The 16,395-nt window shown below is 45.4% G+C and carries 12 protein-coding genes, 1 pseudogene and 1 other annotated feature; of the genes and pseudogenes, 11 read left to right on the top strand and 2 right to left on the bottom strand.

Features of this window, described 5'->3' with window-relative positions; all coding sequences use genetic code 11:
- Positions 1–18 precede the first annotated feature (18 nt).
- Entirely contained in the window at positions 19–522 is a 504-nt protein-coding gene (locus ASG02_RS04125) for a hypothetical protein (protein ID WP_056061122.1), read from the bottom strand.
- Positions 523–1,180: 658 nt separating this feature from the next.
- Here ASG02_RS04125 and ASG02_RS04120 point away from each other — a divergent pair.
- The 6 genes from ASG02_RS04120 (at position 1,181) to ASG02_RS04095 (ending at position 5,252) form a co-directional block, all read left to right on the top strand.
- Entirely contained in the window at positions 1,181–1,564 is a 384-nt protein-coding gene (locus ASG02_RS04120; protein WP_056061119.1) for a hypothetical protein, read from the top strand.
- 155 nt (positions 1,565–1,719) lie between these two features.
- Positions 1,720–2,805 carry a GGDEF domain-containing protein gene (locus tag ASG02_RS04115; protein WP_056061116.1) on the top strand — a complete coding sequence of 362 codons (1,086 nt, stop codon included), beginning with the start codon at positions 1,720–1,722 and terminating at the stop codon, positions 2,803–2,805.
- 62 nt (positions 2,806–2,867) lie between these two features.
- Positions 2,868–3,479, top strand: coding sequence for a YdeI family protein (locus ASG02_RS04110; RefSeq protein ID WP_056061115.1), 612 nt, complete (start codon positions 2,868–2,870; stop codon positions 3,477–3,479).
- A 95-nt stretch (positions 3,480–3,574) separates the two neighbouring features.
- On the top strand, positions 3,575–4,048 hold the full coding sequence (locus ASG02_RS04105; RefSeq protein ID WP_056061110.1) for an alpha/beta fold hydrolase: 474 nt from the start codon (positions 3,575–3,577) through the stop codon (positions 4,046–4,048).
- A gap of 25 nt (positions 4,049–4,073) precedes the next feature.
- On the top strand, positions 4,074–4,568 hold the full coding sequence (locus tag ASG02_RS04100) for a hypothetical protein (protein ID WP_056061108.1): 495 nt from the start codon (positions 4,074–4,076) through the stop codon (positions 4,566–4,568).
- Positions 4,569–4,814: 246 nt separating this feature from the next.
- Positions 4,815–5,252, top strand: a complete 438-nt coding sequence (locus ASG02_RS04095) for a hypothetical protein (RefSeq protein ID WP_056061106.1) — start codon at positions 4,815–4,817, stop codon at positions 5,250–5,252.
- A 45-nt stretch (positions 5,253–5,297) separates the two neighbouring features.
- Here the strand turns inward: ASG02_RS04095 and ASG02_RS04090 are convergent, their stop codons facing one another.
- Positions 5,298–5,777, bottom strand: coding sequence for a hypothetical protein (locus ASG02_RS04090; protein ID WP_156358980.1), 480 nt, complete (start codon positions 5,775–5,777; stop codon positions 5,298–5,300).
- A 224-nt stretch (positions 5,778–6,001) separates the two neighbouring features.
- Positions 6,002–6,258, top strand: a binding site (T-box leader).
- 65 nt (positions 6,259–6,323) lie between these two features.
- Here ASG02_RS04090 and ASG02_RS04085 point away from each other — a divergent pair.
- The 5 genes and pseudogenes from ASG02_RS04085 to ASG02_RS04065 all read left to right on the top strand — a co-directional run.
- The gene (locus ASG02_RS04085; RefSeq protein WP_056061099.1) at positions 6,324–7,550 is read left to right on the top strand and encodes an MFS transporter; all 1,227 of its coding nucleotides are present in this window, start codon (positions 6,324–6,326) and stop codon (positions 7,548–7,550) included.
- A gap of 19 nt (positions 7,551–7,569) precedes the next feature.
- The gene (locus ASG02_RS04080) at positions 7,570–8,091 is read left to right on the top strand and encodes a GNAT family N-acetyltransferase (RefSeq protein ID WP_035408214.1); all 522 of its coding nucleotides are present in this window, start codon (positions 7,570–7,572) and stop codon (positions 8,089–8,091) included.
- A 207-nt stretch (positions 8,092–8,298) separates the two neighbouring features.
- Positions 8,299–12,003 carry an ABC transporter permease gene (locus tag ASG02_RS04075; protein ID WP_056061095.1) on the top strand — a complete coding sequence of 1,235 codons (3,705 nt, stop codon included), beginning with the start codon at positions 8,299–8,301 and terminating at the stop codon, positions 12,001–12,003.
- Between the two features lie 64 nt (positions 12,004–12,067).
- Positions 12,068–15,796 carry an ABC transporter permease gene (locus ASG02_RS04070; protein ID WP_056061942.1) on the top strand — a complete coding sequence of 1,243 codons (3,729 nt, stop codon included), beginning with the start codon at positions 12,068–12,070 and terminating at the stop codon, positions 15,794–15,796.
- Positions 15,797–15,936: 140 nt separating this feature from the next.
- A pseudogene (locus ASG02_RS04065) lies at positions 15,937–16,110 on the top strand (EamA family transporter); the annotation flags it as partial.
- Positions 16,111–16,395: the final 285 nt, after the last annotated feature.

Genomic DNA, 16,395 nt, shown 5'->3' with positions numbered 1-16,395 from the left:
ATCATGTCGCGCGATTTTTTAATCTGACTCAGATATTTGCCATTCCTCTCGAGTCCACCATGCGATCAAGCTCGCTATTAATAAGATGCTTGCCCAGTAAATCAAGAAGGTATTGCCGTTAAAGTATTGACTGTTCATATAGGGCGAAGGCATCGACGTAATACTCGTTAAATAGTCCCCATCAATCGTTCCACGATCTGCAATGACTTGTTGTTTGACCAACACTTGATACTGGCTGAACTGTTCGATTTGATAAAGGATGCCACACACAAGATAGATTGTCGTGCTGGTGGATAGACCAATCAAGGATAAAAAACGTAACTGCGCTTCTCTTATCCATTTCAACATCAGAACGATCCCAATCGGAAAAAGTAACAGAAGTAACAGAAGCGGAAGAAACCCTAGATTCCCATTGCCACTAATTTGTTGTGGATATATTTGCGTCGAGCGACCCAAGGATACAAGAAGTCCACTAAAGATGCTCAATGCTACTATCAATCGGTCTATCTTCACGATTCTCATCCAATCATACCCTCCTTTAAAAAGTGTTCCTAATCAATATGACTACCTTCATTATACAAAAAGGGGATATTTGAAATTTCCTTTTTCAGGAATCAAGGAAATGTGTTATCCGATTTTGATTATTTTTCAGATTGCTTTGAATTTTACTCGATTCTACTGCTACCATCGAATCTCGTGTTTATATTTATACTCCTGTATAATCGTTGCGCGTCCCTAGTTGTCCAATCTGATATTTCATTATATACAAAACGCGCTGTTTCGTATCTTCTCCTAACCTCTTGGACAACAATCAGGAAATCAATTCGGTATTCCATCATGTCCTTAAATGACTTTTTGCATACAATCAGTATAGTTTCTGTATCGTCTCATCCGCCGAACACCTTCACTTTCCGGATTGCACGTATAAACATGACTCTCAAAATGACGAAAATCTGATCAAACACTCGATTTGAATCAATAATGCTTGCGGGATTCCGCTTGCATCGATCTCTCCCGCATAAATCGAAACCGGGACGTAAACGAGCGAAGCAAATAGTAAGTGCAGCCTAATCGAACGTTGTCTATCAGAAAAATTCAAGATTCTTCCTTCTCTTTTGTAAATTTTTCTCGATATTCTGACGCCGTCGCGTAATAATAGATGAAAAGGAGTGGTCTGACCATGCTATTACGTCATATGACACATCGGCATCATATGAAATCCATCGTGTCACGCGGAGGATTATCGCCGGCATTCCAAGTCGACGCACCAAAAGGCTGGATCGCGTTTGAAGTCGATCCTCCAAGCGAAGCGTACCAAATGCACTTTCATCAATTAAAGAGTGAGTGGCAAGATGGAGATATCGTCACCCTCGAATTCGACGGGGAGAGAATGCAAACAGCAGGCTTTGAAATTCTGCACTCGAATGAAGATGTCCGTAATCAAGATGCAGAGAGATTAGGGGTATCCACCAAGGAAATTGGCTCGTTTGCATTCATTCATAATTTCGTCTCACTTGATTTTCTAATCGAGTCTTCACGCGAAAAAATCTCAGAGTATTATTGATTTAGAAGAGAACCTGTTATCTTTTTTTAAAGATAAGGTAATTACGATACTTTAATACACCTTTAGGGTATCGTTGGTTGTATAGAATAAATATTTACTAAGTAAATCATTTTATTATAATTATCTTTCAGAAACCATTCGAGAGGAACACGAACATGTGGAATACATTGAATCATCTCATCCTCAACGTCGCTTTAACCTTTTTCTTCGTGCTCATCTCTCTATTCTTTTTTAAGCGGTTTCAATTCCGAAATACGCTCGACAGTTGGCTGAAAAAAAATCTGTTAGTGCTCATTCTTGCAACCGGTGCCGGCTACTGGGTCATTCACAATGCCATCACCTATGAGGGATTTCGTTTCGATTTGTCGATTACTTTAATCGTCATCGCCTTCATCTATGGAGGCATCAGTAGCGGCTTCATTACGACGCTCGTCTTCGCTTCCCTTCAAACGTTTATTTTTCATTCCAATCATGCATTCTGGCTTGTCGGTACGTATCTAATCGTCAGCATCGTTGTCTTATACTTACAAAATGAAGCACCGGATCGCTTTATCTCGTTTCCGATCATTTTTTCAATCGCACTCATTCTTTGTTTACCATTCGTTCAACATGTTCGTCCGAATGACGTGACGGCGATGACGGTATTTCTCGTCGGAAACGGCTGTGCCGGTCTCCTGCTACACAGTATTCTGCATCAAGTCCGCTGGCACTTCCATCAAGTCCGGATGCATCGGCGTCTCGCCTTGACGGATATGTTGACGGGACTTGATAATAGGCGCCATTTAGAAGAGACGGTCCAACGATATAAATCACAACAGATGAACTTTTCAATCATGATCATCGATGTCGATCATTTCAAACAGGTCAATGATACATACGGTCATGATCGAGGGGATCATATCTTACGACAAATCAGTGCCTTGCTTACGTCCTATTGTCCCCCTTCTTGTGTGCTTGGGCGATTCGGCGGTGAAGAATTCATGATGCTGTTACCGGAATATTCATTGCCTGAGACGCGTCGAATCGCGGAACAAATTTGTGAAGCCAGTGCCACGCGAACGTATGAGTTATCAGCGACGGAACCGTTACAAGTGACGTTATCGATTGGTGTGTCTCGCCAAACCCATCAACCGTCTGAGAGCTATAATTTTCTGCAGACAATCCAGCAGGCAGACGCCGCTCTCTATCAAGCGAAAAAGAGTGGTCGGAATTGTGTCTTTCATCATGACCCATTACGTTAAAGAAAAAGTGCCCCCTCGCGTGACGTCGAGGGGGCACTGCTATCTGAAATGGAGGAACGAACGTGGAAATCACGAATGTCTTACGCTTTACCAATCGCGATGGCTTTCGACAGTGGCTGACGAACAACGCAGATCACGCGACCTTCTGTTGGGTGATTCTCAGTCGAAAACAGACAGGAGAAGGTTTACTCTATCTTGATGCCGTCGAGGAGGCACTTTGTTTCGGCTGGATTGATGGAATTGTGAAGAAGACAGCGGACGGTGAACTGGCGCAACGGTTCACCCCGCGTCGAAAGAACAGTAACTGGACCGAACTAAATAAGGAACGGGTCCGTCGCTTAGAACGGCTCGGTTTGATGCAACCGTCCGGACGACAGGTTCTACCGGATATGCGACCTGATGCGTTCGTTATTGATGACGTAATAAAGACGCGTCTACAAGAAGACCCGGTCGTTCATGAACAGTTTAAACACTTCCCGGAACTCTATCGACGCATTCGGATCGATACGATACAAAGTGTACGCAAAGATTCCGTCCTCTATGAAAAACGTCTGCAGACCTTGATTGAAAAAACGAAATTGAACCAGATGTACGGTCAATGGAATGACGGAGGTCGTCTCTTACTCGAAGAGGGTCCGGAGACACAATCCGTTGCTGATTGGTCAGACCGCTAAGAAAATCTCTTCTAACGATTGGCGTGCGATTTGCACCTCGTACACTTTGACATCTTGTTTCGCAAGCGAGATGAGTAAATTCGGAATATCTTCTTTTGACGTTAACTCAAGTCGTGTACATTCATCTGTTTGCGACAAAAGTCGAGCGTATGCTGGCAGATGTGATGGCTTTAACCGTGGAACAGTCCGAATACGGGTTTGAATTTCCTGCCTCATCGCTTCTTGTAATGACGCAACGGTTCCAGAGCGGACGATTCCACTGGCATGCGCGCGGTACGACGGCCGCTGCGATCATACGTGCGCTTCACCATGATGATGTCCTTGATTTTCTCCCGGATGTTCCACTAACAAACATTCAGTTGTACGTCGCAACGTTACCTCCAGATCAAGCACCCATCCGTCAGCAGGCGACGAATCTATTACATGAGATGACGCAAGCAACCATTCACCATGTGCCGGGTACAGGACATATGTTGCACTGGGATCGTCCCGATGTCATCATCGAGGCGGTTCGGCATCATTGGTCGTTCGATAAACAAGATTTGATCAATAATGCTAGAATAGAATAATTTATACGTGAAAGGTCGATGAACCATGAAAAAATTTCGCGGTAAACGCCGTTATTTTAAAAATCTAGAACTTGAGTTCAAAAGCTTCTCTTCTCCTTCCTATATCGATATAGACGATTGGTTTAACGACTGGCATGTACACCCTGACTTTTATGGGCACGGCAACGCGAGTCTTCGTATTCGAAAAGCCCATCTTCGGATTACGTTGGGCGCTTTGCAGGACATGCGGCAACACCTAGCGAAAAAACAGATTGAACATCAGATATATATGACGATTGCCCTCGAAGATGCTTCACAAGACGCACTGCATGTCCACACGTCGAATCCATACGGGACTCCTTTCCCACTCGAGCGGGTTCAGTCTTTCCCTCTTTCTTTACATGTTCCGACCTGGGTAACGGAACTCTTTCCGAGCAACCGTTATACGATTCATGAATCACAAGAGGAATTTGTTGACTATACGGAAGATGAGCCTGTCAGCTCGATCGTCACGCTTTTTTACATCGTACCTAATTCCTAAATGGAGATAACCTTGCCAAATTTACTGGCTTGTTTGACGTATGCTTGAACTTCTCGTACTTCAGCGAGCGGAAACGTTCGATCGATGACGAACGGAATCGTCTTCGTTCGAACCGACTTCTTGTCTGTAAAGTCATGAGAAACGGACTCTCGAAATTTAAGAAAGGAATAGCCTTTCTTTTGAAAGACACCTCCGCTTGCTTTGTTTTATTTTGATAAAATAAATAAAAACAATTGGAGGTGTCTCATGAAACGTACTTTAGTGTTAGTCGTTCTTCTTATTCTAGTCGTCTGCATCATCGTCTTCGAACCGTTCCGTGGTGCGCCGCCAAACCCTGACGTCGAGGCAAACGGAAAGGATGTCCCGACCGTCCAAGGCTCTTATTGTTGGGATAGCTTACTTCGCAGTCAATGTGTCGATAAGACGTACCGTGACGGTCTTGATCTAGCAAAGGGAAAAACGTCAGTTACCGTCTCTGCCGGAGCCCCCGTCCGTGTCGAATTATCCGGTGATCTTAAAAGCGTGAAACTGATACAGTGGAACGATCAAAAACAAGAGTCTCGCGTCACTTTGAACAATGACCAGTTCAATGCTCCAACAAAGCCTGGTATCTATGCTTATGAATTAAACTCCCGCTGGAAACAAGGAGACGGACAATTTGGATTCATATTAAACGTTCAGTAATCACAATAACCCCTCTGTCGTCTCATACGTCAGAAGGGTTTGCTATCATCCAGTTTGACGGTACAGTTGCAAGATTCCGAGGACAGTCAAGATGAGATGGCCGGTTCCGATGAACAGAAAGACCGGGCGAATCAATTGATCCTTCGTTTGTCGCGTGATGCCTTCGAAGAAACAACTGACGATGAAGCCGAGGACTAAGATTCCGCCATACATGAAGAGGAACGAGACGAGAAGACCGACGGGACTTGAGTGCGTTAGTGAAGGTGCTAGCCACAAGATACTACCAATGAATACGGCAAGCATGAGGGTACCCAGTACGATCCCGATAAGTGGATGGATCGTGTTCAGTCGCCGGATCACATCATGATGTTTGACAAGACGCTCCACTACTGTCATCGCTGACAGACAGGTCAGTAAAAATAAGATTAAGAAATAGATTGCTTGCTCGATCGGATGGAACGTCGTAAAAAAGACAGCTCCGCTAAGAACCAGGAGTGGAGATATGAAAAAAATCAAACGTTTCACTTTTTTCCCACCTTTCATACACCTTTCTTTAAAGTGAACACATAACTAAGACAAAGTGAACACATAACTAAGACAATGTAACATATAGCACGTTACATATTTTACCACTTCTATCATTTTTCAAATTTTGATACCTATGTACTTTTTTCAACAATTGTAAAAAAATGATAAAAATTCTTTACGATTTCATTTGGCATATGCTAGGATGAGACAAATCATATGAATCAAACGCATTGAAGAGAACAGTACGTCATTTCGATTTTTCCTAGAGAGCTCCGATTGGTGGGAAGGAGCAAAAGTCATTGACCGAACCAAGCCTCTGAGCAGCACGGTGGAACCGAATCGGAGATATCGTGACGGGTGCTCCCGTTATCGAGCTCAGGTATTTGCCGTTTAAAAGCGGTCGTACCGATGAAGGCGGTACCGGTGACGGTTTCGCGAACAGGGGTGGCACCACGACACGCACAGTCTCGTCCCCAAGACCAACGTTTTGGAGGTGGGATTTTTTTATTGGCTTAAAACACAATTAAAAAAGGAGTGTGTCATATGTCGAATTGGAAATACCCTGGATTGCTGTTACTTGGTGTCGGTGTCTCGAACATTGGAGCTTGGGTCTACTTCATCGCCTTGAATTTAATCGTCCTCGAACGAACGGGATCGGCGTTCGCCGTCTCCGTTCTCTATATCCTGTTACCGATCTCCGCGCTGTTGACGAGTCTTTGGTCCGGCAGTGTCGTCGATCGAATCAATCAACGTCGCTTACTCGTAATGCTTGACGTCGGGCGCGCCGCGCTCGTCTTTTCACTGACATTGATCGATTCATTGTATGTTCTCTATGCGCTCGTCTTCATCCTGAACATCGGTAACACGCTATTTGAGACATCCTCATTGATCTACATGACGAAGCTCGTGCCAGAGACTAGTCGCCAACGGTTCAATGCATTAAAGAATTTCATTCAGTCGGCCGGTTTCATTCTCGGACCGTCAATTGCCGGGTTCTTATTTTTGGTCGGTTCCCCAGAAACAGCAATCGTATTGAACGCGGGAGCACTGTTGTGTTCTGCTACTTTATTGTCCGTCTTGCCTGACGTCCGCTTGGCGGCGACTACAGCAGTCCCCTTTTCACTCCGAGTGATTCTTAAGGACTGGAAAGAAACCTTTCAGTTTGCACGAACGCGGCGCTATATCACGCTCGTCTATGCCTTCTATGCGTTAATGATCGTCCTGATGAGCGGTCTCGATTCGCTTGAAGCCTCGTTTGCGACGATCGTTTTGCAGATGGATGAGAGTACGTATGGATTCCTCGTCAGTATCGCCGGAATCGGCATCATCTGTGGTTCCGCGGTCAATGCAACCTTTACGCATCGCTTGTCGCTCCGGTTCTTGATCCAGTTTGGGGCACTGATGACGCCTGTCGGTTACTTGATCTTTGCCTCGGCGACGTCATTCTTGATTGCAGCGATCGGCTTTTTCTTGCTAAGTTTTGCCCTTGCATTCGCAAACACTGGCTTCATGACGTTTGCTCAAACACACATTCCGGTCGAATTGATGGGACGGTTCCTCAGTAGCATCCACGTTGTACAATCGACTGGTGTCATTCTACTGACTGCCTTGATCGGTCTATATGCCGAGACCTCGATCCGCTTGACGTATACCGTTGCTTCAGTTGGCTTCCTCCTGATTGGTGGCTTGATCGTCTTCATCGTGCAAGACCGAACGAAACGTCAATATTTTACGACCGAAACCGATGAAACGATTAAACTTTCGTCATGAGAAGGAAAGGAAGATATTCATGCAGTTGACTGGAGAACGAATTTTTCTACGACTGATTAACGTGACGGACGCGCACGTCTTCTTCGAACAAACACAAAATGAGACATTACGTTACCTGACCGGAACGACAGTGACGTTTTCGCTCGAACAGATTGAACAGCATATTCTCTCGATTCAAGCTGATGCGACGCGTCATGATTTTGCAATTTGCCTGACGTCGGGTGAGATGATTGGTGAGTGTTCGATACTTGATATCGATTTGGATTCAGGAATCGCTGGCTTTCGGATTTCACTGCGTGCCCTCCCCTGGACCGGTCAAGGATACGGGACAGAGGCAATCGCGTGTATCTTTCGATTTTGTTTCGAAGAACTTCAGCTGAGTCAACTTGAACTCGAAGTGTTTTCGCACAATGAACGAGCAATTGCAGCTTATAAGAAAGCCGGTTTTCAAATCATTGAAATGATTCCTGATGCTTTATTGTACGATGGCGTTTCGTTTGACGAAATCATCATGCGGAAACGGAATCCACGCGTTGTTTAAAGAGTCAATCCTGATGTAGCACCTACTCCGTGAGGTGCTATTTCTATTTCCTTAAAACTAATATCCATAATTAACAGATTTTTTAGTCAATTCACTTTTATTTGTATATAATGGAAAAATAAAAAGAAATATATGGATAAAAGAATATCTTATCGAAAGGCATCTTATGCAATGCTCAATTAACCAAATCGAAATGAGGTGGAGAACATGCTGAGATTCATCTGGAATTCCTGGTGGCGTAACAAGGAGCGGTTCATCTTGCTCCTCGTCGGCGTCCTGATCGTCAGTACCGGACTAAGTTACTTAATCGGTACGACACAAGCAAATAACGGAACGGTCGTCGATGAACTGCAAAAACGCTGGGGCTCATCGTACGATATCGTCGTCCGTCCGGAAGGCAGCCGGAGTGTGACGGAAGACTTGAACCTGCTTGAACCGAATTATATGAGCGGACTCGACGGTGGGATCACCCGCAAGCAGTACGAGACGATCAAGCAGATTGCTGATGTCGAAGTCGCAGCACCAATCGCGATGATTGGTTATACATCGACATCGAGTAGCGTCGGTACCCATACGATTCAAGAAGAAGGGATTTACCGCTTGAAAATCAAGGATTCTCAAAATACGGGACTCCAAAACGAATCTTATACCATGACAATGTTTCTTGCTGCTGGCTGGGAACCAGTGGATGATGCAACGCGCACAGGCGTCTCCCCTTTAAAACTTGGTGAACAACCCCTCTATGACTATGGCTCAGAAGTCATGATTGCCGGAATCGATCCTGCTGCTGAAGACCAGCTCGTCGGTTTGAAAAAAGCGACCACTACCGGAACGTATAGCCGTTTCTTCAGCGAAACGGATCTTCCCGCTTCGTACGGTGATCAAGCGACGCAGATTCCGATTCTATTGAATTCTCGCGAATACGTCGATGCGATGCGCACCTATACATATGAAAAGGTAGAGCTTCCGTTCACTGCAACAGGCGTTGCAGACATGGTCCAAAAGATTGAACAAAAAGGTGGGAAAACATACCTGAGTAAACTACCAGTAGGAGAGCCTACCTCTTATTCGATCACGACTCAAGACGTCCAAAAAAAGCTCGTGGACGGTATCCTTAAAAACACCTTATCAACAGGTGATGCGAACAATAGTGATTCACTGTCTTCCATTACTTTGAAACCTTCACCGGTTGAATACAAAACAATTAAGAGTCCGTACGGTTCCCGTTGGCCCTTTACCTACCAAGTTCAACCAAAAGAGGTCGCCAAGGAATCCTTACTCTTCAAGCGAAGCATGTATCGCGAAGCACGTGAATTCGAAGGTGGCTTTAAAGGCTGGAAACAAGTCCATCTCAACTATATCGGTGTCTTTAACCCACGTAAGCTCGATGTTTCAAAGGATCCCTTGACTGAGCTTCCAATGGAAACTTACTTCCCGGCAAAAGCACAGTGGGTCATGGATCAAAATGATCGTCCGGTCAATCCAGTCCGTGACGTCAAGCCCGCCAACGACTCCTATGACTTCCTGACGAAACCACCATCGATGCTGACGACACTCGATGCTGCCTTTAAGTTACGCGGGGATAAAGCAATTTCTGCGATTCGCGTCAACGTCAAAGGAGTCGAGACGATGAACGCAACAAGTGAGAAAAAATTGCAAGCTGTCGCACAGGAAATCGAGGATAAGACGGGTCTGATCACGGACGTCACACTCGGTTCCTCCCCGCAACTCGCCTTGACGTATTTACCCGGTCTAAAAGGAGAATCGGCACTCGGTTGGGTCCAGCAACCGTGGATCAAACTCGGGTCGTCGATCGCAATTTTCCAAGAGGCGAAAGTCGGAATGAGTGGCATCATCGCGAGCGTCATCGCTGTCGCGCTCGTCTACGTCTTCAGTTCGAACATCATCTTGCTCTATGCTCGAAAAAAAGAATTCGCGATTTTACTCTCGCTCGGATGGCGTTCACGGCAGCTATCGAGACTCCTCTTCCTAGAAGCGACACTTCTTGGAACGCTGGTCGCACTCATCGCCTGGGTGATTCTTGGATCATTTTGGATAACAGCGGATCATCCGATTGCCCTCGGACGCATCATCTTGATCGGATTGTCCGGGCTTTTGATCTACTGGGGCGGGACGATTGTTCCGACGTTACTCATCAGACGCATTCAACCATTTGAAAGCATGCGCTCTGGCGAAGTCTCAAAAGGACGTCGTTTCGTCCGAGCACAAAGTGTTCTTGGAATGAGCATCAACCAACTCGCGACTTACTGGCAACGCACGCTTCTGTCCATCATCGCAATTGCCTTACCGACGAGCTTGTTCATCTTCTTCTTGTTCATCACGTTCCGACTGAAAGGCGTCTTATATGCGACATGGCTTGGTGAATACGTCGCGCTCGAAGTCGGTACGATGCATTATGTCGCAATGGGCGTCGCCTTACTCATCGCCATCCTGACGACGACCGAGATCATGTGGCAAAACGTCAACGAACGAAAGAATCAACTCGCCGTCCTGAAGGCAACCGGTTGGCGCAACGGTCAAATCCGACTTCTCGTCTTAAGCGAGGGTGTGATGACTGGACTCTTCGCTGGAATCGTCGGTCTACTTGTTGCCTTAGGAATGATTGGCTTCGTCTATAATCAGTTCCCATCCAGTGAACTCGGTTTCTTAAGTCTTATGCTCCTGATTCCGGTGACGACTGGTGTGTTTGGTGCCTTGCTTCCTGCCCAGCGTGCTGTGCGGATCACACCGAATGCAGCCATCGGTGGCGTAAACGATAATCAACAATTGACCGAACGTCGCTTCAAATGGGCACTCGGTAGCATCGCTGCTACGCTCGTCATCGGGACGACGAGTTTATTCCTCCTCGTTGCACCTGAAACGAGAACGGCTCAAAAAGAAATAACGACACCAAAAGTACAAACGACCGGACAAAAATTAAAAAATCTCGCTCAAGATCCTGACGATAAAAAACATACTGCCGAAGACAACACGGCACTGGAGCAATTGATGAACGCAGGCGCTATTCAGACGTACCCGGGCGACCCGGCGGCGAAGAATTATGACTTCTCTGTTAAAAAGCTCGTTTCAACACCAAAAGAGTTAAAGCTCAAGGAGAAGTCAGGATATCGTTTCGTGACGATTCCAGTTTTCCTTCATAACCGGGATGAATTAGCTGCAGATTCGTTTTCGTCGTATCGACCACAAACCTTCTCTTTGATTGCTCTTGACGGAAAAGAATTCACTCCCGTCGATTATGTCAATCACGATAAAACGGCTTGGGTAAATGCATTCAAATACATCAATTCGAAAAAATCATGGGTCGATCTTGTTTACCAAGTACCGGTTGACCAAAAGGTGTTCGTCTTGCTTGCAAAAGATGAGGCCGTCGAAAAAACGACGACCGTCAAGATCACACTCGACGATATCAAAAAAGCGAATGCGACAGCTACTAATCCTTCAACAGAGGAAACGGAAAAATTAAAAACATTGATGAAGCGAGGTGTCACGCAAACAACTCCCGGGAATCCGAAACATCAATCTGATCGTTTTCATGTCGAGGCATTGATTGACACACCAAAAGAACTGAATCTAAAGCAACGTGCTGGTTATCGTTTCGTGACGATCCCTGTCGTCATGCAAGATACAGGGGATGATCTGGGAGGATTCATCACTTATCGTCCCAATCGGTATGCCTTGACAGACTTGCAAGGAACCGATTATGAACCGATCGATTATGTGAATCGCAATGAGAAAGCCTGGAAAAACGGTTTTCAATATTTCGCACCGTACAAGTCACGAGTGGAGTTGGTTTATCAAGTACCAATCGATCAGAAGCGATTCGTTCTGTTCGCTTCTGATCCAGCTTTTCCCAAACCAACGACCGTCAAAATCGATCTGACGAAACAATAATTTAATCACTAGGAGGAATTTGACATGGGTCGTACCATCATTGAAAGGAATCGAGGTTTTGTCGATGCTTAAATTCATCTGGAATTCCTGGTTGCGCAACAAGGAGCGGTTCATCTTGCTCCTCGTTGGCGTCCTGATCGTCAGTACCGGACTGAGTTACTTGATCGGTACGACGCAAGCCAACAACGGAACGGTCGTCGATGAACTGCAAAAACGCTGGGGCTCATCATACGATATCGTCGTTCGTCCGGAAGGCAGCCGGAGCGTCACAGAAGACTTGAACCTGCTCGAACCGAACTACATGAGTGGGCTCGACGGCGGGATCACCCGCAAACAATATGAGACGATCAAGCAGATTGCTGACGTCGAAGTCGCAGCACCGATTGCGATGATTGGGAACTACAATACGAATGCTGAAACGGATACCTATAATTTCAAAGAACCGGGCATTTACAAAATTTCGTTTACGGATATGCAAGATACTGGGCTAAAGAAAGAAACAGAATCTTATTCATTCTTTGCCGGAGCCGGTTGGTTCCCTCCTGAGAGTGACGGATTGAATCGAGATGTTTCACCGCAAGAATTAGGCGAGTTTCCTATCTACGGTTACGGGAGCGCAGTGATGCTTGCCGGGATTGATCCGGAAGCAGAAGCACAACTCGTTGGACTCGATCAGGCAACCAAAAAGGCTACGCATAGTCGTTATTTCACGAAAGAAGATATTGTCAACGATTATGGTGACGGTGTATGGGACATCCCACTAATCATGAACAGTCACGAGTACGTGAATGCTTCGCGGACCTATCGCTACGAGAAAGTCGATATCCCGCTCGTCAAAGATTCAATGGTTGAAACAGTACGCAGTATCATGAAAAAAGGTGGCGAATCCTATCTCAAAACGCTTCCTGTCAAAGATACGAAAGAATACTATATTTCGACAGAGCAAGCATCAAAGCAACTTATTAAGAACATTCTCGAAGATAAGGTTCCGGAAAAAGCAAGTGGTAGCTTTGACTGGATGTTTTTAAAGCCATCGTCTGTCGAGTATCAAACGATTGCGAGTCCCTTTGCCAAACGTTGGCCGTTCACCTATCAAGTAACACCTCAAGAGGTCGATAAGGACGTCCTCATTTCGAAACGATCGATGTATCGAAAAGCACGTGTCTTCGGTGACAACACGGGTAACCTTGATAAAGTACCGAAAATGCATTTGAACTACATTGGTGTCTTTGATCCGAAGAAATTGAACATCTCGAAAGACCCATTGACGGAACTGCCGATGGAGACCTATTTCCCGGCGAAAGCCCAATGGGTCATGGACAAGAATGAAAAACCGGTCAATCCGGTTCGGGAAGTTAAGCCGACGAACGATCCGTATGATTTCTTGACGAAACCACCATCGATGCTGACGACACTTGACGCTGCCTTTAAGTTACGTGGTGATAAAGCCATCTCTGCCATTCGTGTCAACGTCAAAGGTGTTGAGACGATGAACGCGACGAGTGAGAAAAAGTTGAAAGCTGTTGCTCAAGAGATCGAGGACAAGACCGGTCTGATCACCGACGTCACGCTTGGCTCCTCGCCACAGCTCGCGCTGACATACCTCCCTGGATTAAAAGGTGAATCGGCACTCGGTTGGATCCAGCAACCGTGGATCAAACTCGGTTCATCGATGGCCATCTTCCAAGAAGCGAAAGTCGGCATGAGCGGCATCATCGCAAGTGTCATCGCTGTTGCGCTCGTGTATGTCTTTAGTTCAAACATCATCTTACTCTATGCCCGCAAGAAGGAATTCGCGATCTTACTGTCGCTCGGTTGGCGTCCACGTCAGCTCTCGAAGCTTCTGTTCCTAGAAGCAACGTTACTCGGCACACTCGTCGCCTTGATTTCTTGGACGATCCTCGGTTCGTTCTGGCTAACGACGGATCATCCGATTACCTTATCACGGATCATCTTGATTGGACTTGCTGGTCTATTGATTTACTGGGGCGGTACGCTCGTCCCGATGACGCTCATCCGCCGGATTCAACCATTCGAAAGTATGCGTTCTGGTGAAGTCTCAAAAGGTCGTCGCTTCGTCCGGGCACAAAGTGTTCTTGGGATGAGCATCAACCAACTTGCAACGTATTGGCAACGGACGATCCTCTCGACAATCGCGATCGCCTTGCCGACGAGTCTGTTCATTTTCTTCCTATTCATCACCTTCCGACTGAAAGGTGTCTTGTATGCGACATGGCTCGGCGAATACGTTGCACTCGAAGTCGGCACGATGCATTATGTTGCGATGGGTGTCGCTTTACTTATCGCTATCCTGACGACGACGGAGATCATGTGGCAAAACGTCAACGAACGAAAGAGTCAGCTTGCCGTCTTGAAGGCAACTGGTTGGCGGAACGGTCAAATCCGGACGCTCGTCTTAAGTGAAGGATTAATGACGGGACTGTTCGCTGGAATCATTGGCTTACTGATCGCTCTTGCGATGATCGGCTTCGTCTATAACCAGTTCCCAACAGGTGAGCTCGGCTTTTTGAGTATTATGTTGTTGATTCCTGCCATCACGGGAGTTCTCGGTGCCCTCTTACCCGCTCAACGCGCCGTCAGCATTACACCAAATGCTGCGATTGGAAGTGTCGCAACGAATACGAAAGCGACGGAACGACGTTTCCGACTGGCCTTATCCGCAGTTGGTGGTGCCCTTGTCGTTGGTGTCGCTTCCCTATTCTTCTTTGCTACGACAGAAGAAGGACCTGCGTCCACGAAACCGGTACAAACAGCTGCACCAACGGTCAAGACGACAGGAACGAAATTGGCAGATGTAAAAGACAAGAAAAAGAAAGCGTCCTCTACGAAAAAAGTCAATTCGAGCAAGCTCGATCAACTAATGAATCGTGGAGTCGTTCAAACCTATCCGGGAGATCCTAAAACAAAAAGCAATATTTTCCATGTTGATAAAATTCTCCTATCACCTCCAAAGGAGTTGAAATTACCAACTCTTGATGATGAACAATATGTTACCGTTCCCGTCATCCTTGAGAACTACAAGGATAAAGACGCAGATGGCGGATATGGTATTTATAAGCCAAATCTATTTACGTTAGAGGATACAAGCGGTAATGTATACGAAGCTGTCGATTATGAGAACCGGAACCCAGACGCTTGGAAGGACGGCTATCGCTATTTCCCACCTTTCGTTTCTCGCGTCGATCTTGTTTTCCGTGTTCCAAGTGATAAAAATACGTATGTGCTTCTCGCGACAAGCGAAGCCATTGCGAAACCGACGACCGTCAAAATTGAAGTCGATGCTGTGAATGCTACTTCAACCACCGTGAAGACCGGACAAAAGAACAAGTCAAAGAAAACGAATACAGACGCCATCGAAGAACTGATGAATAAAGGTGGTCTTCAGACATATGCTGGTGATAAAAATTTAATGAAAGAACGTGGGTTCATGGTCAGTTCGGCGAAACGTGTTCCACTTAAGAATCTTCCGAAAGATAAACAAGCCGTATCTGTCAGACTTGAGATGCAGGTAAAGGGTGAAGATTCAGCTGACTCTTATATCGACTATAAACCCTCTTCTTTCCCATTGATTGATCGTCACAAGAAAAGCTACACGCCTGAAGAAACGATCAATCTGAACAAAAAAGCCTATTCAGAAAGCTTAGGTTATTACGCTCCGTTACACTCAAAAATTGATGTCATCTACATCGTACCTAAAACTGAAAATACCTTCGTCATGAACGTAAAAACAGGATTCACTGGTTTTCTCTACACCGTTAAAATCAAATTATGATTACTACTTAATCACTGGCTGTCATATGACGGTCAGTGATTTTTCTATTTATACCGAAATTAATTTCTTAACGTTCTACTTTTGGTAAGATGAAATACAGGAAAAGAATTGGAAGTAAACTACTTAAACGAGGACCTGCTATGACATACTTCATGTATCTATTTTGTTTAATCGTCTGGGGACTGAACTTCATTGCTGTCAAAATCCAAGGAACACCTGTCGCCTTGGAAGTATCCCTGACCTATCGATTAGCGATGACCGCTGTTCTTTTCATCCTATTCGCGTTATTCGTTAAACGAACGAACAAACCTAGTCTTCTTTGACTCGGATTTCCTTTTGTATGTGTCAACTGATGTAGTGGATGTCATCGGAACAGACGTAAATGCGATTAGGTCACTCAAGGAAACATACGCACAAATTTACGATAGACTTCACGACAAGTACGTTGAGTAATATTCATAATAAACCTAGATATGTAAACATAAGTATTAATAATTAATTTTTTTGAATATTAAGGTTCATATATTGAATAAATGGAATACTTAATTATGTTTTTAGCAGGAACTATCATCTATCCGGTATTTGAAAGATAATTAGGG

Source organism: Exiguobacterium sp. Leaf196, assembly GCF_001423965.1.
Taxonomy (GTDB): Bacteria; Bacillota; Bacilli; order Exiguobacteriales; family Exiguobacteriaceae; genus Exiguobacterium_A.
Note: the sequence above shows the minus strand (reverse complement) of the source record. Positions and strands in the feature narration are given on the sequence as shown.